The sequence below is a fragment of the Streptomyces sp. NPDC001851 genome (assembly GCF_040297165.1).
In the GTDB taxonomy this organism is placed as follows: Bacteria; Actinomycetota; Actinomycetes; order Streptomycetales; family Streptomycetaceae; genus Streptomyces.
In genome coordinates this window covers 160,296-179,735 of the sequence record NZ_JBEOYR010000004.1, presented here as the reverse complement: position 1 = coordinate 179,735, position 19,440 = coordinate 160,296, and the positions used below count along the sequence as shown (strand labels likewise).

At 73.5% G+C, this 19,440-nt stretch carries 19 protein-coding genes and 2 pseudogenes; 10 read left to right on the top strand and 11 right to left on the bottom strand.

What is annotated here, in order from left to right; translation table 11 throughout:
- Nucleotides 1–125: 125 nt before the first annotated feature.
- From ABT171_RS07490 to ABT171_RS07480, 3 genes are read left to right on the top strand one after another with little or no spacing between them, the layout of a single operon-like run.
- On the top strand, nt 126–1,760 hold the full coding sequence (locus tag ABT171_RS07490; protein WP_351240804.1) for a beta propeller repeat protein: 1,635 nt from the start codon (nt 126–128) through the stop codon (nt 1,758–1,760).
- On the top strand, nt 1,706–2,578 hold the full coding sequence (locus ABT171_RS07485; RefSeq protein ID WP_351240802.1) for a WD40/YVTN/BNR-like repeat-containing protein: 873 nt from the start codon (nt 1,706–1,708) through the stop codon (nt 2,576–2,578). Before ABT171_RS07490 ends, ABT171_RS07485 begins: the two co-directional genes overlap by 55 nt.
- Before the next feature lie 16 nt (nt 2,579–2,594).
- Nucleotides 2,595–2,837 carry an ABC transporter permease gene (locus ABT171_RS07480; RefSeq protein ID WP_351240800.1) on the top strand — a complete coding sequence of 81 codons (243 nt, stop codon included), beginning with the start codon at nt 2,595–2,597 and terminating at the stop codon, nt 2,835–2,837.
- 35 nt (nt 2,838–2,872) lie between these two features.
- On the opposite strand, the gene ABT171_RS07475 is transcribed toward ABT171_RS07480, so the two are convergent.
- From ABT171_RS07475 to ABT171_RS07455, 5 genes and pseudogenes are all read right to left on the bottom strand, one after another.
- Nucleotides 2,873–4,126: a cytochrome P450 family protein gene (locus ABT171_RS07475; protein ID WP_351240798.1), complete on the bottom strand. Its 1,254-nt coding sequence runs from the start codon at nt 4,124–4,126 to the stop codon at nt 2,873–2,875.
- A gap of 136 nt (nt 4,127–4,262) precedes the next feature.
- Nucleotides 4,263–5,477: a cytochrome P450 gene (locus ABT171_RS07470; protein ID WP_351240796.1), complete on the bottom strand. Its 1,215-nt coding sequence runs from the start codon at nt 5,475–5,477 to the stop codon at nt 4,263–4,265.
- Between the two features lie 319 nt (nt 5,478–5,796).
- Nucleotides 5,797–6,450 (bottom strand): DUF998 domain-containing protein, encoded by a 654-nt coding sequence (locus tag ABT171_RS07465; RefSeq protein ID WP_351240794.1) that lies wholly within the window; start codon nt 6,448–6,450, stop codon nt 5,797–5,799.
- Nucleotides 6,451–6,524: 74 nt separating this feature from the next.
- Nucleotides 6,525–6,764, bottom strand: a pseudogene (locus ABT171_RS07460) ((2Fe-2S)-binding protein); the annotation flags it as partial.
- 183 nt (nt 6,765–6,947) lie between these two features.
- A pseudogene (locus tag ABT171_RS07455) lies at nt 6,948–7,448 on the bottom strand (FAD binding domain-containing protein); the annotation flags it as partial.
- A 398-nt stretch (nt 7,449–7,846) separates the two neighbouring features.
- Here ABT171_RS07455 and ABT171_RS07450 point away from each other — a divergent pair.
- Nucleotides 7,847–8,233, top strand: coding sequence for a tetratricopeptide repeat protein (locus ABT171_RS07450; RefSeq protein ID WP_351241105.1), 387 nt, complete (start codon nt 7,847–7,849; stop codon nt 8,231–8,233).
- Here the strand turns inward: ABT171_RS07450 and ABT171_RS07445 are convergent.
- Together ABT171_RS07445 and ABT171_RS07440 are read right to left on the bottom strand one after the other, a co-directional pair.
- The gene (locus tag ABT171_RS07445; protein WP_351240792.1) at nt 8,186–9,115 is read right to left on the bottom strand and encodes a M56 family metallopeptidase; all 930 of its coding nucleotides are present in this window, start codon (nt 9,113–9,115) and stop codon (nt 8,186–8,188) included. The two genes, ABT171_RS07450 and ABT171_RS07445, sit on opposite strands and share 48 nt — an antisense overlap.
- Before the next feature lie 6 nt (nt 9,116–9,121).
- Nucleotides 9,122–9,520 carry a BlaI/MecI/CopY family transcriptional regulator gene (locus ABT171_RS07440; RefSeq protein WP_351240790.1) on the bottom strand — a complete coding sequence of 133 codons (399 nt, stop codon included), beginning with the start codon at nt 9,518–9,520 and terminating at the stop codon, nt 9,122–9,124.
- 152 nt (nt 9,521–9,672) lie between these two features.
- Here ABT171_RS07440 and ABT171_RS07435 point away from each other — a divergent pair, with 152 nt between their 5' ends.
- Nucleotides 9,673–10,317: a peptide deformylase gene (locus ABT171_RS07435; protein ID WP_351240788.1), complete on the top strand. Its 645-nt coding sequence runs from the start codon at nt 9,673–9,675 to the stop codon at nt 10,315–10,317.
- 8 nt (nt 10,318–10,325) lie between these two features.
- On the opposite strand, the gene ABT171_RS07430 is transcribed toward ABT171_RS07435, so the two are convergent.
- Entirely contained in the window at nt 10,326–11,756 is a 1,431-nt protein-coding gene (locus tag ABT171_RS07430) for a dihydrolipoyl dehydrogenase family protein (protein WP_351240786.1), read from the bottom strand.
- A gap of 119 nt (nt 11,757–11,875) precedes the next feature.
- Between ABT171_RS07430 and trxA the strand changes: the two genes are divergently transcribed.
- On the top strand, nt 11,876–12,250 hold the full coding sequence (gene trxA, locus ABT171_RS07425) for a thioredoxin (protein ID WP_351240784.1): 375 nt from the start codon (nt 11,876–11,878) through the stop codon (nt 12,248–12,250).
- A 46-nt stretch (nt 12,251–12,296) separates the two neighbouring features.
- Here the strand turns inward: trxA and ABT171_RS07420 are convergent, their stop codons facing one another.
- A complete protein-coding gene (locus ABT171_RS07420; protein ID WP_503074346.1) occupies nt 12,297–13,298 on the bottom strand; it encodes a LacI family DNA-binding transcriptional regulator in 1,002 nt (333 codons plus the stop codon).
- 178 nt (nt 13,299–13,476) lie between these two features.
- Entirely contained in the window at nt 13,477–14,157 is a 681-nt protein-coding gene (locus ABT171_RS07415) for a TetR/AcrR family transcriptional regulator (RefSeq protein WP_351240782.1), read from the bottom strand.
- A 100-nt stretch (nt 14,158–14,257) separates the two neighbouring features.
- Between ABT171_RS07415 and ABT171_RS07410 the strand changes: the two genes are divergently transcribed.
- The 4 genes from ABT171_RS07410 to ABT171_RS07395 all read left to right on the top strand — a co-directional run bounded on the left by ABT171_RS07410 (nt 14,258) and on the right by ABT171_RS07395 (nt 18,306).
- The gene (locus ABT171_RS07410) at nt 14,258–14,821 is read left to right on the top strand and encodes an NADPH-dependent FMN reductase (RefSeq protein WP_351240780.1); all 564 of its coding nucleotides are present in this window, start codon (nt 14,258–14,260) and stop codon (nt 14,819–14,821) included.
- A 254-nt stretch (nt 14,822–15,075) separates the two neighbouring features.
- A complete protein-coding gene (locus tag ABT171_RS07405) occupies nt 15,076–16,050 on the top strand; it encodes an alpha/beta hydrolase (protein ID WP_351240778.1) in 975 nt (324 codons plus the stop codon).
- A 136-nt stretch (nt 16,051–16,186) separates the two neighbouring features.
- The gene (locus tag ABT171_RS07400) at nt 16,187–17,611 is read left to right on the top strand and encodes an amidase (protein ID WP_351240776.1); all 1,425 of its coding nucleotides are present in this window, start codon (nt 16,187–16,189) and stop codon (nt 17,609–17,611) included.
- A 248-nt stretch (nt 17,612–17,859) separates the two neighbouring features.
- Nucleotides 17,860–18,306: a type II toxin-antitoxin system PemK/MazF family toxin gene (locus ABT171_RS07395; RefSeq protein WP_351240774.1), complete on the top strand. Its 447-nt coding sequence runs from the start codon at nt 17,860–17,862 to the stop codon at nt 18,304–18,306.
- Here the strand turns inward: ABT171_RS07395 and ABT171_RS07390 are convergent.
- A complete protein-coding gene (locus ABT171_RS07390; protein WP_351240772.1) occupies nt 18,291–19,178 on the bottom strand; it encodes a TIGR02452 family protein in 888 nt (295 codons plus the stop codon). The two genes, ABT171_RS07395 and ABT171_RS07390, sit on opposite strands and share 16 nt — an antisense overlap.
- Nucleotides 19,179–19,440 lie beyond the last annotated feature (262 nt).

Here is a 19,440-nt window from a genome sequence, read left to right as displayed (position 1 = left end):
GCCAGCAGTACGTCCGTCGGCCGGACGTCCCGGGCGACACGGTCGCCCCCCATCCGCCATACCTCTGCGCCTCGCCCGCCGAGGCGGCCTGGGCGTGCGTGGCCTCACCACTTCCAGAAGGTGTCATGGCCCTCTCCGACGAACAGCTGGCCCAGAGCAGGAACATCACCGTCGAACAGGTACAACAGCTCCGCAGAAGCCGGGGCACGACGAACGAGACACTCGCAACCCTCTCCGAAGGCGCCGTACACCGGGCTCTGCGCCGCCTCAACTACCCGGATCTGCCCAACGCCCGGCGCGCGTACCGGCTGAAGCAGGAGCGCGGTGACGACGGCGCCATCCCCGTGCACGCCCGCGGCAGGGCCATCGACCGGCTCCGTTCCGTTCTCAGGAACAGAGCCGTCGCGCCCGGCCCGCTCACCGCGGGCGTGCCGACCGGGCAGGCCCCTGGCCCGCGTGCCCAGGGGCCGTCCCCCACCGCGGGCATGGCGCTCACCCACTGGGAGTGGCTCGGCCCGGGAAACATCGGAGGCCGCACCCGCGGCATCGTCATCCACCCCGAGCAGCCCGAGAAGATGTGGGCCGCGAGTGTCGGCGGCGGAGTGTGGCACAGCCAGGACGCGGGCAAGCAGTGGGCGCCCGTCGACGACTTCCTGGGCAACCTGGCCTGCTCCAGCCTGGCCATGGACCCCTCGGATCCGGACACGATCTACGCCGGTACCGGCGAGGGCTTCAGCAACCTGGACGCCCTGCGCGGCAACGGCCTCTTCCGCACCACCGACGGTGTCACCTGGAAGCCGATCGCGGCCACGCAGACGGAGGACTTCCAGGCCGTCACCCGTATCGCGGTCTCCCGCACCGGGGAGGTGGTCCTCGTCGCGACGGACCACGGGCTGTTCCGCAGCGAGGACCGGGCACGGCAGACCTGGACCAAGGTTCTGGACGTCCCGCTCGGCATCGTGCTGTTCGACCCGGGCGACGACGGCCGGGCGGTGGCCGGCGCCCTGGAGGCGGGCGCGGCCTTCGCGAGCCAGGACAGCGGGCGCACCTGGAAGATCGCCGGCCACGGAACCGGCCGGTGGTCGGGCCGGGTGGAACTCGCCTACGCGACCAAGGATCCCGCCGTCGTGTACGCCTCGGTCCAGATGACCAGCGGGCGTATCTGGCGGTCCACGGACGGCGGGCGAACGTACGAGGTCACCGGGACCAGGGCCCCGGACGGCCGCATCGCCGACTACCTGGGCGATCAGGGCTGGTACGGCAACGCGGTGTGGGCCGGCGACCCGGACGACGAGAACCTCGTCCTGCTCGGCGGCGTCAACCTGTGGCGCAGCGAAGACGGCGGCGAGACCCTGGCCGAGATCAGCACATGGTCCGACCCGCGGTCCGTGCACGCCGACCATCACGCGATCGTCGCGCACCCGGACTACGGCGAGAACAACAACCGGACGGTGTACTTCGGCAACGACGGCGGCGTGTTCATGGCGGCCGATCTGAAGAAGGTGGGCCTGGAGCCGAAACCGCCGTTCGTGAAGGGCTGGACGGAGCTGGACAACAACTACGGGGTCACTCAGTTCTACGGCGGAGCCGGGCAGACCGCCACCGGGCGCATCATCGGCGGTGCGCAGGACAACGGCACCATCTGCTTCGACCCGGACCGCGGCACCGAGGACTGGCGGCAGATCTTCGGCGGCGACGGCGGCTGGTGCGCGGCCGACCCGGGCGACTCGAATGTCTTCTACGGGAGTACGTCTTCCTGAACATCCACCGCAACACCGACGGCGGCACCAGCGACGAAGTGAACGGGGACCGGTACATCACCGGCCAGTTCCTGAACGAAGAGACCCGGGACATGGACTGGAAGCCCGTTCCCTTCCGGATCCCCGACGCCATGCACCAGAACGCCCTGTTCATCGCCCCGTTCATGCTCGACCCGGAGGTCCCCGACCGGATGCTCGCCGGTGGTCTGTCACTGTGGCGCACGGATGATGTGAAAACGGCCAACACACCTGTTTCCGGGCCCAGTTGGCATCAGATCAAGCCCAGTGCGGGAACGCTGATCAGCGCGATCGCGGTGTCACCCACCGACTCGGACGTCATCTGGGTGGGACACGAGGACGGCAAACTCTTCCGCACGGTGAACGGCACGGCGCCGACGCCGGCCTGGGGCAGGGTCGGGGCGACCGGGCAGAAGCCACTGCGCCCGCAGCGGTTCTGCACGTGCATCGCGGCGCACTCGACCAAGCCGGACACCGCGTACGTCACGTTCGGCGGCTTCGCGCCGGACAACCTGTGGGTGACGCACGACGGCGGCGGCAGCTGGCAGGACCTCTCCGCCCAGCTGCCCGACGTCCCGCTCAGGTCGCTGGCGTTCCATCCGCGTCGGCCGGACTTCGTCTACTGCGGCACGGAGATCGGGCTGTTCGCCAGTGAGGACGCCGGGCAGAACTGGTCGCCGACGAACGAGGGGCCGACCAACTGCTCGGTCGACCAGCTGTTCTGGATGGACGAGACGCTGGTGTGCGCCACGCACGGCCGCGGCATGTTCCGGATCGACCTGTCGGGCGTGCCAGGGTGACGGGAAGGAGACGGCGATGACACCGAACATGCGCGCGCGAGGCCGGCTGGAGGCGATCGCCGCCTGCGTCAGCGGAGTCCTCTTCCTCGTCACGCTGGTCTGGCCCGACTGGATCGAGCGGGCCTTCGGCATCGACCCCGACGCGCACAGCGGAGCCGTCGAGTGGGCCGTGGTCGCCGTCGCGCTGTGCGCGACGATCGTGTTCTCCTTGCTCGCCCGCGGGACGTACCGCCGGGCGCGCGCCCTGTCCCCCAAGTAGCAAGGAGCTCGCTGAGGTATCTGCCGGCGGCTGCCTCAGCGCCGGACCGGGCGGACCGGGAGTGCTTCGACGCTGTTGGCGATGAAGCTGCGCTGGCGGGGCAGTTCGGCGTCGGGGACGGCGAGGTCGAGGTCCGGGTAGCGGGTGAAGAGCTGTTCCAGGGCGATGGTGGCCTCCAGGCGGGCGAGCGGGGCGCCCACGCAGTAGTGCACGCCCTGGCCGAAGGAGAGGTGCCGGGCGGCACCGGGCCGGGTGACGTCGAAGCGGTCGGCGTCCGGGCCGTGGAAGGACTCGTCGCGCCCGGCGGCGGTGTAGCCGGCGAGGACCGGCGTGCCCTGCCGGATCACGGTGCCGCCGAGGGCCAGGTCACGGGTGGGGTAGCGGAAGGGGAACCAGCTGACCGGGCCGTCCCAGCGCAGTGTCTCGTCCACCACGTCCGACCAGGTGGCCCTGCCGTCCAGGACCAGCGCCAGCTGGTCGCGGTGGGTGCACAGTGCCCGGACGGCATTGCTGATCAGGTTGAGGGCGGTCTCGTGGCCGGCGACCAGCATCAGGCGCATCGTGCCGATGAGTTCGGCCTCGCTGAGCCGGTCGCCGCCGTCGTCGCGGGCGGCTGTCAGGGCGCTGGTCAGGTCGTCGCCCGGGGCGGCCCGGCGGGCGGCCGCGACCGTGCCGAGCAGTTCGACCAGCTCGCGTACGGCGGCCAGCACCTCCGCCGGGGTGGTGTCGGTGGCGATGACCACCGTGTAGGTGAGGTCGTGCAGCCGGGCGCGGTGCTCGGGGTCCACGCCGAGCAGCTCGCAGATGACGCTCAGCGGGAGCGGGAGCGCGACGTGGGTGCGCAGGTCCGCGATGCCGTCCGGGTCCTCGGCGGCGGCCCGGCCGAGGTCGTCGAGGAGGCCGGCCGTCAGCTCCTCGATGCGCGGCCGCAGCCGCTCCACCTGGCGGGCGGTGAAGGCGTTGCCGACGAGGGAGCGCAGCCGGCGATGGTCGGCGCCGTCGGCGGTGTGCATGCCCTGCGCGTCGGCGAAGACCCGTAGCGGCCAGTCGGCGGGGATCCTCCCGTCGTGCAGGGCCGGGCAGTGGCGGGCGTCCTTGGCCACGTCGGGGTGGGAGAGGAACTCCTTGAGCGCGTCGTGCCCCAGGACGACCGCCGCGGGCACCCCGCCGGGCAGGACGATGTCCGCGACGGGCCCCCGGGCCCGCAGGCCGGCGTTCAGGGCGTGCGGGCAGCCGCCGACGGGGTCGACGACGTGGGCGGGCGTGGGAGCGGGGGTGTGGGAGGGCAAGCCGGGACTCCTGACCGTGTGGACGCGTCCCGCCCAACAGTGCGGTGTTCGAGGGCGGTTGCACAAGTCCGTTCCGTCGGCGCCTCCTTGCCGCCGGCAGGTGCGGGGCGGGCCGGGTAGCCGGCCCGCCCCGGATTCACCAGGTGACCGGCAGGCTCAGCGGGAAGCGGCGGATGGTCTCGGTGTCCCACCGGAGGTCGCCGGGGTCGATGTCGAGGCGCAGGCGGGGGAAGCGGGTCAGCAAGCCGGTGACCGCGCTCTCCAGCTCGGCCCGCGCGAGCGGTGCGGCGAGGCAGTGGTGCCCTCCCCAGCCGAACGTCATGTTCGGGTGTACCGGCCGTTCGATGTCGAGCGTGTGCGGGTCGCGGTACACCGACGGGTCGCGGTTGGCGGCCAGGTAGGACACGTGCACGTAGTCGCCGGCGCGGATGGCGGTCCCCTCGACCTCCACGTCCTCCAGCGCGATCCGTGGGATGCCCACGCCCTTGCGGAAGGGGATGAACCGCAGGAGCTCCTCCAGCGCGCCGGGGAACCGGCCGGGGTCGCGCACCAGTGCGGCCCGCTCCTCGGGCCGGGTCAGCAACTGGTAGACGATGTTGCTGATCTGACAGGTCGCCGTGTCGTTGCCGCTGAGGATGAGCGTCACGGCGAGGACCGCCAACTCGTCGTCGCTCAGGGGCTCCACGCCCGGCGGCATGGGGGCATTGGCCATCGCGCTGAGCACATCGTCACCCGCGGCGCTCCGCCGGGCCGGGACCATGTCGGCGAAGTACGCCCGCAGGCAGGCCTTGGCGTCGGCCGCGTCCTGACGGGCGTCCGGAGAGGTGGCCAGCAGCCGCATGGTCCACGCACGCAGTTGCTCGCGGTCGGCCTCAGGGACGGCGAGCAGCTCGCAGATCGTCACGTGGGGCAGCGGGACGGACAGACGGGCCACCAGGTCCACGGGCGGCCCCGCCTCGGCCATCGCGTCGAGCAGCCCGGCCACCACCCGGTCCACGGCCGGCCGCATGTCGGCCACCCGCTCCCGTGTGAACGCCTGGGCCGCCACGTGCCGCAGCCGGGTGGCGTGCGGCGGGTCCGTCACGTTGATCGATTCGGGCGACACGATGGGCTCGGGCGTCATCCTCGGATAGTCACGCCCGATGATCGCCGCCCGGCTGAACCGCGGATCGCATGTCACCTGGCGGACTCCGTCGAAGCTGGTCACCAGCCACGCCTCGGCCTCGCCGTAGGGCAATCGGATCCGGTTGACCGGACCGCGCTGCGCCAACAGGGCGAGCGAGGGATCGTACTCCAACGCGTGCGCGAAGTCGAAGGGACAGTCGAGTACTGCCGGGTCGTGGAACGGCATACAGCCTCCTTCGTTGCGCCGCCAGGCGCGTCACTTCCGAGGGTGTCGGCTTTCCCCCTGCGGGCCGTTCGGCGTCGTTGCTGCGGCCACATGGGGCTGAAGGCGTTGTTCAAGCAGCCGTATGAGCCGGGCTGTGTCAGGGTTCCGGTCGAAGGCCGCCCGGTTCGTCCGGACCGGGAGTCCGTCCGGTCTCGCCCCTGACGCCAGGCGTCGGAGAAGAAGGCCTGAACAAGGTCACCTTTCCCAATATGCGGTAGATCGACGTTCTCCGCAGAACAGGCGCTTCGGGCAACGAGCCGGCCGGCGATGGGCCCGAGCCCTACTGCGCGGTGACGGCCCGGCGTTGCCAGGTGGCCTGGAGAAGGCCAAGGGCCCCGGCCCCCAGTGCCCATAGCAGAACGGTGAGCGCCGCCACCCGTTCCATGCCTCCCATGCCGAGCCCGAGGTACTGGCGGGTCAGGAAGAGCGTGAAGGCCGTAACGGCTGTGACTCCTGCGAAGCTGGTGATCCAGCGCAGTGGAGCGGGGATGTGGTCCGTAAGGGCGGCTCCTGCGAGTACGAGGCCGATGTTGCCGGTTCCCATGACGAGCAGGGCACCCAAGCCGTGCTGGTTGCCGTGGACGTCCGCCGGCGCCGTCCCGGCGAGTACGGCTCCCAGGCCGACACCGGCCAGGAGTATTCGGGCCACGGTGGCGGTCGCGCCTTTGCGCCACAGGGGGCCGGTCAACGCGGCGCCCACGATCAGCAGCAGACCGAGGAGGACGAACGAGGCGTTCATCAGGCCGTGTTCGGGGGAACAGACATACCGCGGCTCGGGCAGGGGCTGCAGGCCGCAGTGGGCGTTGCCCAGGTCACTGATGTTGTTCTGGGCCCAGCTGTACGGTTGTGTCCACGCGGACTCCGCGATCCGGTGGATGGCGAAGAACTGCACTACGCCCGTGATCCAGGCGGAGTATCCGATGTGTGCCGTCAACTCTCGTTCCTTCCGTTGCGGTGCGGGCGTGCGGTGTTCGTCAGGTGTGGACGGCTGCCCATACCGTGGAGGCGGTCGTCGCCGGCCGGTCCTTCGATCGTGGTCACCGTGCGGCCGTCGATGCGATGGGCGGGATACAGGCAGCTGTGTACGGCCATACCGTCCACGTGGACGGTGCAGGCTCCGCAGTCACCGGTGTCACACCCCTTCTTCACCCCCCACCAGCCACGTTCGCGCAGATAGGTGCGCAGGCATTGCCCCGGACGCGGTGGCTCGGGCACCAGGCGTCCGTTGATGTCCGCGCCGAAGGGCATGGTCACCGCCCCTCGGGCAGGCACACGGTCAGCGGGCGCGTGGTCGCCGCCGTCACCGTGACCGTCAGCCGATGTGCCGAGGGGCGGCATGTGCCCGTCACCGGCACGGCGGACCTGCCCTGGGGCTGGAGACCCAGCCGGCACATCGCGCTCGGGCCCGGACAGCGCGGCCGCCGGCAGACTGATCGAGCGCAGCAGTTCACCAGGAGACAACCGAGTGGATCCGTGCCCGGTGACGAGATCCGCGGCTGGGATGCGGTCTTCCCTCCCGTCCCGGCGCCGCACCCGGCACACACCGTGCAGGGCCACCGCCATGGACACCATCGGAGCGGCCGGGAGTGCCCGGCACAGATTTCCGCCGACGGTCGCCGTGTTCCAGATCTTGAATGAGGACGAGAACGCACGACAGCACCGCGACATCAGCGCCCGCCCGTGCGGCCACGGCGCCCGCACGTCGTCCGCGAACGCCAGCAGCTCCGCAATCGTGCAGGTGGCCGCGATCTCCAGACCGGCCTCGGAGACGGTCAGCGCCGGCCGGCCGAGCGCCGTGAGATCCCGTAGCCGGGCCAGAGCGGGGTGCGGCTCGGCGAACAGGGACGTGCCGCCCGCCAGCCAGGCGTCCCCCTGCCGCCAGGACAGGGACAGTCGGGCGTCGATCACTTCCCGCACCGAGGTGAGATCCATACGCCACCACCCCTCGACCCGCATCCCCGGCGAGGTGACCGACCTGCGAGCATGCGGGCCATGCGCAGCGCAGACCGGTCAGGGCCGTGGGGAGAAGCGACGAGATGCGCGGGCCGCGGCGTCGGGGGCCGTGCCATCCGCCAGGGCGGGAACACGGGTGGGCAGAGTCACGGTGGCGAAGGTGCGTATGCGCATGTGCTGCCTCACTGATCCGGAGCTGCGACACCTCCATCACATCGCCCCCGCACGCCGGTTGCCTCTCCGGTTGCGCCGTTCGGGGCCGGCCCCGCCGGGCGGACCCACCGGACGGACTCGCGGGCCGTCTCCTCAGGTTGGTGGAATATTGAACAACTGCGTTCCGTTGGGGCCGTCGAAGGAGGTCACGAGTGGAGACGCAGATGGAGAGCCCGTACTACGACCACGGCACGCCGGCCGAGCGCTGGGAGCGCGCGCGGCGGTTCTTCGACGCCAAGGACTACGCGGGCGCGGCGCGGGTGCTGACCGGGCTGGTCGAGGAGGTGCCGGAGCAGACCGGACCCCGGCTGCTGCTGGCGCGCGCCTACTACCACTCCGCCCAACTACGCCGCGCCGAAGCCGAGTTGCGGGTCATCGTCGAGCGTGATCCGGTGGAGCACTACGCCCGGCTGATGCTGGGCCGTACGCTCCAGCGGCAGGCCCGGCACGAGGAAGCGGAGCAGCATCTGCGGATCGCCTCGGCGCTCGCGGGTGTTCCGGGGTCAGAGCGAGGCCGTCGCGCGCAGGAGCAGGAACAGGGTGACGGCTGAGTTCGCCGAGGACATCGCGGACACCAGCGCCCCCGCGGCGGCACCCCACGCGGCGAGACCGACCGAGGTGAAAGCCGGCGGCCAGGTGCGGGCCACGGGTGCGGGGGCCAGCAGGGCGGCGACCCGGCGCGGCACGGGGCCGGTGGCCGCGAGCGCGGCGAGGGTGGGGGCCGGTGTGCCGGCGGAGAGCAGGGCCGCCCTGCCGATGGCCCGGGCGACGGTGCGCCGGTCGCCCACCGTCCGGGCCGCCTCCTCGTCCGCCCAGCGCTCGGCCGTGTAGACGACGGCGGTGCGCAGCGGCCGCAGGAACGGGTTGGCGCGGGCGGCCAGGTGCGCGGCGAGCAGCTGACGGTGGTGGCGGGCGGTCAGGTGCGCACGTTCGTGGGCGAACAGGGCGCGCCGCTCGGCGGGGTCGAGCCCGGCCAGCAGCGCGGTGGTGACGACGATCCGGCCCCGGCCGCCGGGCAGGGCGTAGGCGTACGGCGTGCTGTCGGGCAGGACCGCCACCGTCCTGCCCGGCAGGGCGGCGAGGGCCCGGCGGGCTCGGCGGGTGACCCGGCGGTGCCCCAGCAGCGTGCGGGCGCAGGCTACGGCGACCAGGGTGAGCGCGGGGATGGCGGCCCGGCCGGCGATCCCGTCGTACGGGACGGCGGCCCGTACCTGCGGGTCGGACCAGCCGTCCGGGAGGGGGTTGCCGGGCAGCTGGGCGGTGCCGACGACCATGAGCAGGGCCAGGCAGAGCGTGCTGCAGACGGCCATGACGACGGCGACCGCCGTCAGCAGCCGGGTCGCGGTACGCGGGTGCAGCCGTGTCTCGGCGAGCCGGGCGACCGGCCAGGCGGACAGCGGCAGCACCAGCGGCAGGAAGACGAAGACCCCCATGGCCGGTCAGTCCTCCGTGTCCGCGCCGCCCGGGTGCGGGGCGTCGAGCAGGGCCCTCAGGAGTTCCTCGTCGCCCGGCGGCAGGGCGGTGACGAAGCTGGCCAGGACCGCCTCGCGGTCCCGTTCGCCGTCCAGCAGACGGCGCATGCGCAGGGCGGCGAGCCGGGCCACGTCGGCCGTCGGCGTCCACAGGAAGGAGCGGCCGTGGCGTTCACGGGAGACGACGTCCTTGGCGAGCAGCCGGGTCAGGATGGTGACGACGGTGGTGTAGGCGAGGTCGCCGCCGAGGCGCTGCTGCACCCAGGCCGCGGTGACCGGTCCGTCCGCCTCGCGCAGTGCGCCGAGGACCTGGCCCTCCAGCTCGCCCTGTCCGCGCCGCCGGGCCCGGCCGCCTTCCCGCACCATCTCCGTCTCCCTCCGGCGTCGGCGTGTCGGACCACGCTACTTCATGCCGGGCGCGCCTTCCGCAGGTGCGCCGGCCGAGCCGTACCCTTCCGGGGCGCCGCGGACCGGCCTGTGCCCCGGGGAGTACCGGGAGGGCATGGCATGCTGACGCGATGGCACCTCACCGTGATCAAGCGCCGCTCGCCGAGCGGGTCGAGGAACTCCTCGCCGCCGGCGGCCCCCTGCCCATCGTCGCCGCCGGGCAGCCGGTGCTGCGGCGCGGCACCGAGCCGTACGACGGTCAGCTCGGCCCGGCCCTGCTCACCCGCTTCATCGAGGCCCTGCGCGTCACCATGCACGCCGCGCCCGGTGTGGGTCTCGCCGCGCCGCAGGTCGGCGTGGACCTGCGGATCGCGGTCATCGAGGATCCGGCGCCGGTACCGCAGGAGGTGGCGGTGGCCCGGGGCCGGGTCCCGCAGCCGTTCCGTGTCCTGGTCAATCCGGTGTACGAGCCCGTCGGCACCGCGCGTGCGGCGTTCTTCGAGGGCTGTCTGAGCGTGCCGGGCTGGCAGGCGGTGGTGGCCCGGCACGCCGAGGTGCGGCTGCGCGGCGAGGACGAGTACGGCCGCGCGCTGGACGAGCTGTTCACCGGGTGGCCCGCCCGGATCGTCCAGCACGAGACGGACCACCTGGACGGCACGCTGTACCTGGACCGCGCCGAACTGCGCTCCCTGTCCACGAACGAGGCGGTGGCCGCGCTGTGGAATGGGCCGACGCCGCAGGCGGCGGCCGACGCGCTCGGCTTCCAACTTCCTTAGGGCGCCGGTCAGTTGTCCCGGTACGCCTCCAGCAGCCGCAGCCACACCTCGCTCAGCGTCGGGTACGACGGGACCGCGTGCCACAGCCGGCTCACCGGGACCCGGCCGGCGACGGCGACGGTCGCCGAGTGGATGAGTTCACCGACGCCGGGTCCCACGAACGTCACCCCGCGCAGGATCTCGTCCTCCAGGTCGACGACCATGCGGGCGCGGCCCTTGTAGCCGTCGCCGTACAGGCCGGCGCCCGCGACGGAGGAGAACTCGACGTCGACGGCCCGGACCCGGTGGCCGGCCTGTTCCGCCTCGGCGAGGGAGAGGCCGACCGCGGCGGCCTCGGGGTCGGTGAACACGACCTGGGGTACGGCGTGGTGGTCGGCGGTGGCCATGTGCGCGCCCCAGGGCTCGTCCGGGACGGGGTCGCCGGCCGCGCGGGCGGCGATGGCGGCGCCGGCGACGCGGGCCTGGTACTTGCCCTGGTGGGTGAGGAGGGCGCGGTGGTTGACGTCGCCGACCGCGTACAGCCAGTCGGTGCCGGTGACGCGCAGGGTGTCGTCGACGTCCAGCCAGGAGCCGGGTTCCAGGCCGACGGTGTCGAGGCCGATGTCGTCGGTGTGCGGGACGCGGCCGGTGGCGAAGAGGATCTCGTCGGCCTCGATCCGGTCGCCGGCGGAGGTGACGGCGACGACGGTGCCGTTCTGCCGGGTGACGGACTCCAGGGAGGTGCCGGTGCGGATGTCGGCGCCCGCTTCGGTGAGCGCTTCGGCGACCAGTTCCCCGGCGAACGGTTCCATCCGGTTCAGCAGGCCCTTGCCGCGCACCAGCAGGGTGACCCGGGAGCCGAGGGCCTGCCAGGCGGTGGCCATCTCGGTGGCGACGACACCGCCGCCCACGACGATCAGCCGGCTCGGGGCGGCCTGGGCGCTGGTGGCCTCGCGGCTGGTCCAGGGCTTCACCTCGTCGAGGCCGGGCAGGCCGGGCAGCTGGGCGCGGGTGCCGGTGGAGACGGCGACGGCGTGCCGGGCGGTGAGGGTGGTGACGGTGCCGTCGGGGGCGGTCACGGTGACCGTGCGGGGTCCGGCGAGGCGCCCGTGACCGCGGTGGAAGTCGGCGCCGGTGCCCTCCAGCCAGGCGACCTGGCCGTCGTCCTTCCAGTGGGAGGTGTAGGCGTCCCGGCGGGCGAGGACGGCCGGGGTGTCGAGCGGGCTGCGGACCGACTGGGCGAGGCCGGGCAGGCGGCGTGCGTCGGCCTGGGCGATGACCGGCCTGAGCAGGGCCTTGCTGGGCATGCACGCCCAGTAGGAGCACTCGCCGCCGAGCAGTTCGCTCTCCACGACGGCGGTGGTGAGGCCCGCCGCGCGGGTGCGGTCCGCGACGTTCTCCCCCACGGGCCCGCCCCCGATCACCACGACGTCGTACGCGATGGTTTCCGTTTCCGTCATGGGGTCAGTCTGGTGGGTGGTGTGCGCTACGGCCACACGGGTAGGGGCGCGGAATACGCCGCCGGGTGGCCGTGTTGTGCCCACGGCTTCGCCCGCACCTAGGAACGAGGGAGCACGCCATGAGCAGCACCGTGGAGCTGACCAAGGAGAACTTCGACCAGACCGTCACGGAGAACGAGTTCGTTCTCATCGACTTCTGGGCGGAGTGGTGCGGGCCCTGCCGGCAGTTCGCGCCCGTGTACGAGAAGGCGGCCCAGGACAATCCGGACCTGGTGTTCGGCAAGGTGGACACCGAGGCACAGCCCGAGCTGGCCGCGGCGTTCGGCATCCAGTCGATCCCGACGCTGATGATCGTCCGTGACAAGGTCGCCGTCTACGCCCAGCCGGGCGCCCTCCCCGAGCCCGCCCTGACGGACATCATCGGGCAGGCCAGGAACCTGGACATGGACGAGGTCCGCAAGAGCATCGCGGCCCAGCAGGGCGGCGCCGAGTAACGCCCGGCTGGGCGACCGGGGGCAACGGGACGGTGCCGGCGGCGGGTCAGCTGGACTCGCGTCGGATCACCGAGGCGCCCAGGACCGTGTACACCTCCGGCTCGCCGCCGGGGTCGCGCACCGCCCGGTCGACCAGTTCGGCGAGGTCGCGGCCCGAGGGCAGCTCGATGCGGACGGTGCTGAGGCGGGGCCGCAGCAGCCGGCCGAGCATCAGGTCGTCGGCGCCGATCACGGCCACGTCCTCGGGGATGCGCAGCCCTTCGTCCTGCAGGGCGCGCATCAGCAGCATCGCGTACTCGTCGTTGTAGGCGAACACCGCGTCCAGGCCCGACTCCCGCCACTGGGAGGCGAGTTGGGCGGCGGCTTCCTCCGTGTACGCGAGCGGGAGCTCTGTCACGGTGGCGTCCGTGCCGTGCAGCGCCTGGCGCACTCCGGCGAGCCGGGGCCGGGAGTAGACCTCCATGCCGGGCTCCTCGGGCACCACGGCACCGATCCGGCGCCGGCCCCGTGCGCAGAGATGGGCGCCCGCGCTCCGGCCGACGGCGTCATGGTCCATCAGCAGGGCGTGCGCGCCGTCGACGCGTTCGGGTCCGAGGGTGACCACGGCACGGGCACCGGAGCGTTTGAGGACAGCGACGCCCTGCGGCCCGAGCTCCGCGCCGGGCACCAGGACGGCGACCGGCCGCAACTCCGCCCAGGCACGGGCGGCTTCGTCCCCCTGGAGGCCGACGGTGCCGTACTGCACGACGGTGTAGTCGAGCCGGCCGAGCGCCCACTGCAACTCGCTGAGGAACCTGCTGTACAGGGGGCCCACCGGGATCGCCGGGGCGGGCATGACGACCATGCGGCTGTGTCCGGCGCGCAGGCTGCGCGCGGCGGCGTGGGGGACGTACCCCAGCTCCCGCGCGGCCTCGCGCACGCGCCGGCGGGTCGGTTCGCTGATGCGTACGGCGCTGGTGTTGTTGAGGACGTAGGACACGGTCGCGCGCGAGACGCCGGCCAGGCGGGCCACGTCGGCGCTCGTGGGCGTGTTCGGTATCTGCACCATGACAGTGCGCATCTTGGCAGAGGGGCGGGGGCCGGGAGCGGGCGGGGCGACGTCGTTCATCGTTCGACGAAATCCGGCCCGCGCAACCCGCACCGGCCCCCTGCGGCCGACGGGCTCATCGAGCGGCCAACCGTTCACCCGGTGAACCGCCGGTCCCGCCGGACCGCTGGTCGGCTGCTCAGCGGAGCGGCGATGTGCCGGTCGCCCGGGCGACCAGGTCGACCCAGCCGGCCTCCAGCCGCTCCATGGGCAGCCCGCACTGCCTGGTGTGGTAGTGGATCAGCGCGGGGTCCAGCGAGGCCAGCAGTGCCTCGGCGAGCAGTTCGCAGTCGGCGTCCGGCACGATCTGCCGCAGCAGCATGAGGACGTGGGTGCGCAGGGCCTGGTGCGCCGGATGGGAGAACCGGCGCGTCGGCTCCGGCTGGGCGGCGAGGTGCAGGTCCAGCTGCTCGTCCGAGCGGTACAGCACCGCCACGCCGAACGCCCGCAGCCGCTCCAGGGGCGGCGCCCCGGGCCCCAGCGGCGGGGGACCACCGAGGAAGTCGGCCTGCAACTGCTTGGCCGAGTGGTCGAGCAGGGCCATCAGCAGCCCGGTGCGGTCGCCGAAGCGCCGGAACACCGTGCCCTTGCCCACCTGGGCCGCGGCGGCCACCGCCTCCATGGTGACCCCGGCCACCCCGTGCTCCTCGATCAGCCGGGCGGCGGCCTCCAGCAGCCGGGCCCGGTTGCGCGCCGCGTCGGCACGCAGGCACGGCCCGTCGGGCGCCGCGCCGATCTCCAGCGTCTGAGGCGTGTCGAAGGGCTCGGGAGACCGCGGGAACGGGGGCAGCGCGCTGGACATGTCCACAGCGTAAAGCATCGGGAAGAAAACTGGACCGTGGTCCGCTTAGGCTGGTAGAACATTAAAGCGGACCCCGGTCCGGATCGTAACAGCGATGTTTCAGCCCCTTGGAGTTCCCATGTCTGTTCGCATCCTCGCGCTCGTCGGCAGCCTCCGCGCCGGTTCGCACAACCGCCAGCTCGCCGAGGCGGCCGTCAAGCTCGCTCCCGAGGGGGCCGAGGTCGTGCTGTACGAGGGCCTGGCCGACATCCCCTTCTACAACGAGGACATCGACGTCGAGGGCAGCGTGCCGGCCGCCGCCGCGAAGCTGCGCGAGGCCGCGCAGGGCTCCGATGCCTTCCTGCTCTTCTCCCCCGAGTACAACGGCACCATCCCGGCCGTCCTGAAGAACGCCATCGACTGGCTGTCCCGTCCGTACGGCGCCGGCGCCTTCGGCGGCAAGCCCGTCGCCGTGATCGGCACCGCCTTCGGCCAGTACGGCGGCGTGTGGGCGCAGGACGAGGCCCGCAAGTCCGTGGGCATCGCCGGCGGCAAGGTGATCGAGGACATCAAGCTGTCCATCCCCGGCTCGGTGACCCGCTTCGCCGAGACCCACCCGGTCGACGACGCCGAGGTCGCCGCCCAGCTGACCGAGGTCGTCGCCCGTCTGCACGGCACCGTGGGCGAGGCCGTCGCCGCCTGAGGCGTATCACCGTGAAGGGGGCCGGTTCCGTCCGGCCCCCTTTTCCGTTTTCCGTGTGCTTTCCGTGGTCTCCGGGTGACCGCCGCTCCCGCCGTGGGCAGGGGCTCCGCGAGCCGGCGCAGCAGGTGCGCCCGGCGGAGCGGTGGGCGCGGCTTCCGGCTCCCCCGGCGTCGCCGGACCCCGGCCCGGGTAGGCGTCCGACGGGCAGACACGCCGTCTCGGCCGTACGTCACCACACCACGTCAGGAGGCCCCATGCCGCCGCTGGTCCCGCCGCCCTTCGACCCGGAACTCGCCGCCGCGCTCGACCTGCTCGGGGACGCGGCCACGCCCGGATTCAACCAGGACGAGCTGGCGTCCGCCCGGACCACCTGCGGCGAACTGCTCGGTCTGCTGGACCTCACCCTGGACGGCGCCTTCGAGGCGGAGGACCGTACGGTGCCGGGCCCGGCGGGCGCCCCGGACGTCCCCCTCCTGCTCTGCCGCCCCGTCCGCACCGGGTCCACGGCCCCGCTGCCGGTGCTCTACCACGTGCACGGCGGCGGCATGATGCTCGGCACCGGCCGGGCCGGCGTGGACCAGCCCCTGGCGTGGGCGCGCGAGCTGGGCGCGGTCGTGGTCTCGGTGGAGTACCGGCTCGCGCCCGAACATCCGTACCCGGCGCCGGTGGAGGACGTGTACGCGGGCCTGCGGTGGATCGCCGGGCACGCGCGGGAGATCGGCGCCGACCCGGACCGGATCGTCGTCGTGGGCGCCAGCGCGGGCGGCGGCCTCGCCGCGGCGCTCACCCTGCTCAGCCGGGACCGGCAGGGTCCGCGCCTGTTCGGCCAGGTGCTGCTGGCCCCGATGCTCGACGACCGCAACGACACGGTCTCCAGCCACCAGATGGCCGGCGTCGGCGTCTGGGACCGCACCGCCAACGAGACCGGCTGGACGGCGCTGCTCGGAGACCGCCGCGGCGGTCCCGGCGTCCCGCCGTACGCCGCCCCCGCCCGCGCCGACGACCTGTCCGGCCTGCCCCCGGCCTACCTCGACGCGGGTTCCGCGGAGACCTTCCGGGACGAGGTGGTCGCCTACGCGTCCCGTATCTGGCGGTGCGGCGGCGAGGCCGAACTCCACGTCTGGCCGGGCGCGTTCCACGGCTTCGACACCCTCGCCCCGCAGGCGGCCCTGTCCCGCGCGGCACGGGCGGCCCGACTCGCCTGGCTGCGGCGGCTGCTGGGACGGTGAGCGGCGCCTGGCGCGCCCCTTCCCGGGGCCGTCTCGGGTCGCCGTCGCAGACATCCGTGCGAAACCCGTACGCCTGCCCCCTTCTGACGTTACCGTTCAGTAGACACCGTTCCCCGGAGTTTCCCGGAGGCCGCCCATGCCGCACGACCACTGCGCCGGACTGGTCGAGTCCCGGCGTGCGCTCGCCGCGGGAGAGGTGAGCTCCCGTGCACTGGTGGAGGAGGCGCTGGGCAGGATCGAGGCCACGCAGGGGACGCTGAACGCCTTCCGGATCGTGCGGGCCGAGGCCGCACTCGCCGAGGCCGGCGCCGCCGACCGGGAGCTGGCCACCGGGGCGCGGCGCCCGCTGCTCGGGGTGCCGGTGGCGGTGAAGGACGACATGGACGTGGCCGGCGAGCCGACCGCGTTCGGCTGCCGGGGCGCGTTCCCGCCGGTCGCGAGGGACGGGGAGGCGGTACGGCGGCTGCGCGCGGCCGGTGCCGTGATCGTCGGCAAGACGAACACGTGCGAGCTGGGACAGTGGCCGTTCACCGAGGGAGCGGCGTTCGGGGACACCCGCAACCCCTGGGACACCGGGCACACGCCCGGGGGTTCGTCCGGGGGCTCGGCCGCCGCCGTCGCCGCCGGACTCGTGCCCGCCGCGCTCGGCTCGGACGGCGCCGGATCGGTGCGCATCCCGGCCTCCTGGACCGGCCTGATCGGCATCAAGCCGCAGCGCGGCCGTATCTCGACCTGGCCGCGCGGCGAGTCCTTCCACGGCATCACGGTCAACGGCACCCTCGCCCGGACCGTCGCCGACGCGGCCCTGCTGCTGGACGCGGCGAGCGGCAACCACGACCGGGACCCGCACCGGCCGCCCGCGCTGACCGTGGCGGACGCGGTCGGCCGCGACCCGGGCCGGCTGCGCGTCGCCCTGTCCCTCAAGCCGCCGTTCACCGCCGTACCGGCCCGGCTGCACCCGGAGATCCGGGCCCGGGTCGTCGAACTCGCCGAGAAGCTCGCGGCGTTGGGACACGACGTCGAGGAGGCCGATCCGCCGTACGGCCAGATCGGGCTGACCTTCGTGCCGCGCGCCACCGCGGGTATCGCCGACTGGGTCCGCGAGGCCCCCGACCCGGCACTGCTCGACCCGCGCACCCGGGACGCGGCCCGGCTCGGCCGGCTGCTCGGCGGGGCCCCGCTGCGGGCGGCCCGGCGCGCGGAGGCGGTGCTGCACCGCCGTATCGGCGGGTTCTTCGGGCGGTACGACGTGGTTCTCGCGCCCACGACGGCCGCTCCCCCGCCCCGGATCGGCGCCCTGTACCGGCTGCGGCGCGGGCTGACCACGGACCGCGCGATGATCGCCGCCTGCCCGTACGCCTGGCCGTGGAACGTGCTGGGCTGGCCGGGCGTCAATGTGCCCGCCGGGTTCGTCGGTGACGGCCTGCCGGTGGGCGCACAGCTGCTCGGGCCCGCCCACAGCGAACCGCTGCTGGTGTCCGTCGCCGCCCAGCTGGAGGCGGAGCTGCGCTGGCACGAACGGTGGCCGCCGGAGCCCGCGCCCGAACCGCGGGCGGCCTGAGGCCGAGCCGGGTCCCTGGGAGCCGGTGCCGCTGGAAACGGTCACCCGCACACCGGCCCACGCCCGGGACCTTTCCCTCCCGGAGGCTTCCCGCCCCTTGCCGCCCTGCGCCGCCCGGGCACGCGGATCGGCACGCGCCCCGGCGTCTGACCGCCCGCACCTGCGACGTCCGCCGCACACCCGACGGTCACAACGCGTGGACGACGGGCGCCCCTTGCGCTGCCGGTGCGGCCCATTAGGGTGCCTGCGTGACCACGTATACCGATGAGAACGTCCCCGGCCGGTACGGCCGCCACGCGACCACCGAGGCCGAGCCGCGCGAGGTCGGCCGGGTGCGCACCGAGTACTCCCCGGCCCACGACGGCGACCCGGACCCCGGCGAGATCGTGTGGACCTGGGTGCCGTTCGAGGAGAACGACGGCCGGGGCAAGGACCGTCCGGTGCTGGTCGTCGCCCGGGAGGCGGCCGGGACGTTTCTCGCCGTGCAGCTGTCCAGCAAGCGGCACGACGGCGACCGGGAGTGGGTCGCGATCGGCAGCGGCCCGTGGGACCGGACCGGCCGGGACTCCTGGGTGGACGTGGACCGGGTGCTGCGGCTGCACGAGGAGGGCATGCGCCGTGAGGCGTGCGCGCTGGACCGGATGCGCTTCAACCTCGTCCGGCAGCGGCTGCACGAGCGCTACGGCTGGACCTGACCGGCGTACGACGCGTCGGGCCGGCCCGGGCCTTGAGGGAACGCCCGGGTGAACGCCTCCCGCACCACCGCCCCCGGCGTCCGGTCCAGCACCCCGAACACCACGTGCTCGAAGGTCCGGGCGAACCGGCCGCCGGGGCCGAGCAGCGCCCGGAACGCCCCCGCGACCTGCACCGGGTCGTTCTGGAACACGCCGCAGCCCCAGGCGCCGAGCACCAGACGGCGATAGCCGTGGGCGGCGGCCGTCTGCAGCACCCGCTCGGCCCGTGCCTCAAGGGCGCCCGGCAGCTCGGCGGCGCGCTCCGGTTCCGTACGCCGTACGACGCCCGCGTTGGGCGCGGCCGCGGTCAGGAAGCCGGCACGGTACGGCTCGGCCAGCAGCCGGCCCCGGTCGTCGCGGAAGACCGGGACGGCCGGGGAGTGGATCACCCGGTCCGTGTAGAACGGGTCGCGGTGGGCGCGGTGATGGTCGTAGAAGGAGCGGGCCGTCAGCAGGCAGGTGTACAGCGCGGAGGCGCGGCACAGGGCCTCCTCCTGGGCCTGCGCGCCGTTGAGGTAACCGCCGCCCGGATTGCGGGCGGACGCGAAGTTCAGCACCGCGACCGGAGCGTCGGCCAGCCGGCGGGCGGCCTCCAGACTGCTCTCCCCGGTGACCTCGAACACGGTGTCGCCCTCGCGTGGCGCGCCGGTGCCGGCGCGGGCCGTGTCCGTCTCCCGTACCGGAACCGGTTCCGGGCCGGACATCCGCGTACCACGCCGCGCGGCCTCGATCTCCGCCGCGAGGGACACCTCCCGGCCGTCCGGCGCGCGGTACCGTCCCGCCGCCACGATCTGTTCCGTCTCCGCGGCGATCCCGCGCAGGCGCGCGCTCACGGCGCCACCCCCGTGTGCGCCGTGACCGCGGCCCGCGCGGTCGCCCCCGTCGTGCTCATGCACGCATCCTGGGTGATCCTGGTGATGCGGTGCAACGGAGTTTCCCGTCCCCGGAACCGCCCGGAACAGCCCGGAAACGCCGATGGAAACGGAGATGACCGAGCCGGAACGTCCGCTGGGGCACCCTTGTGCGAATCGGCCCGAGGGTCTTGGGTGGAACGCGTGCCCGCCCGGCCCGACACCCGAACGGGGCCGGTGGCAT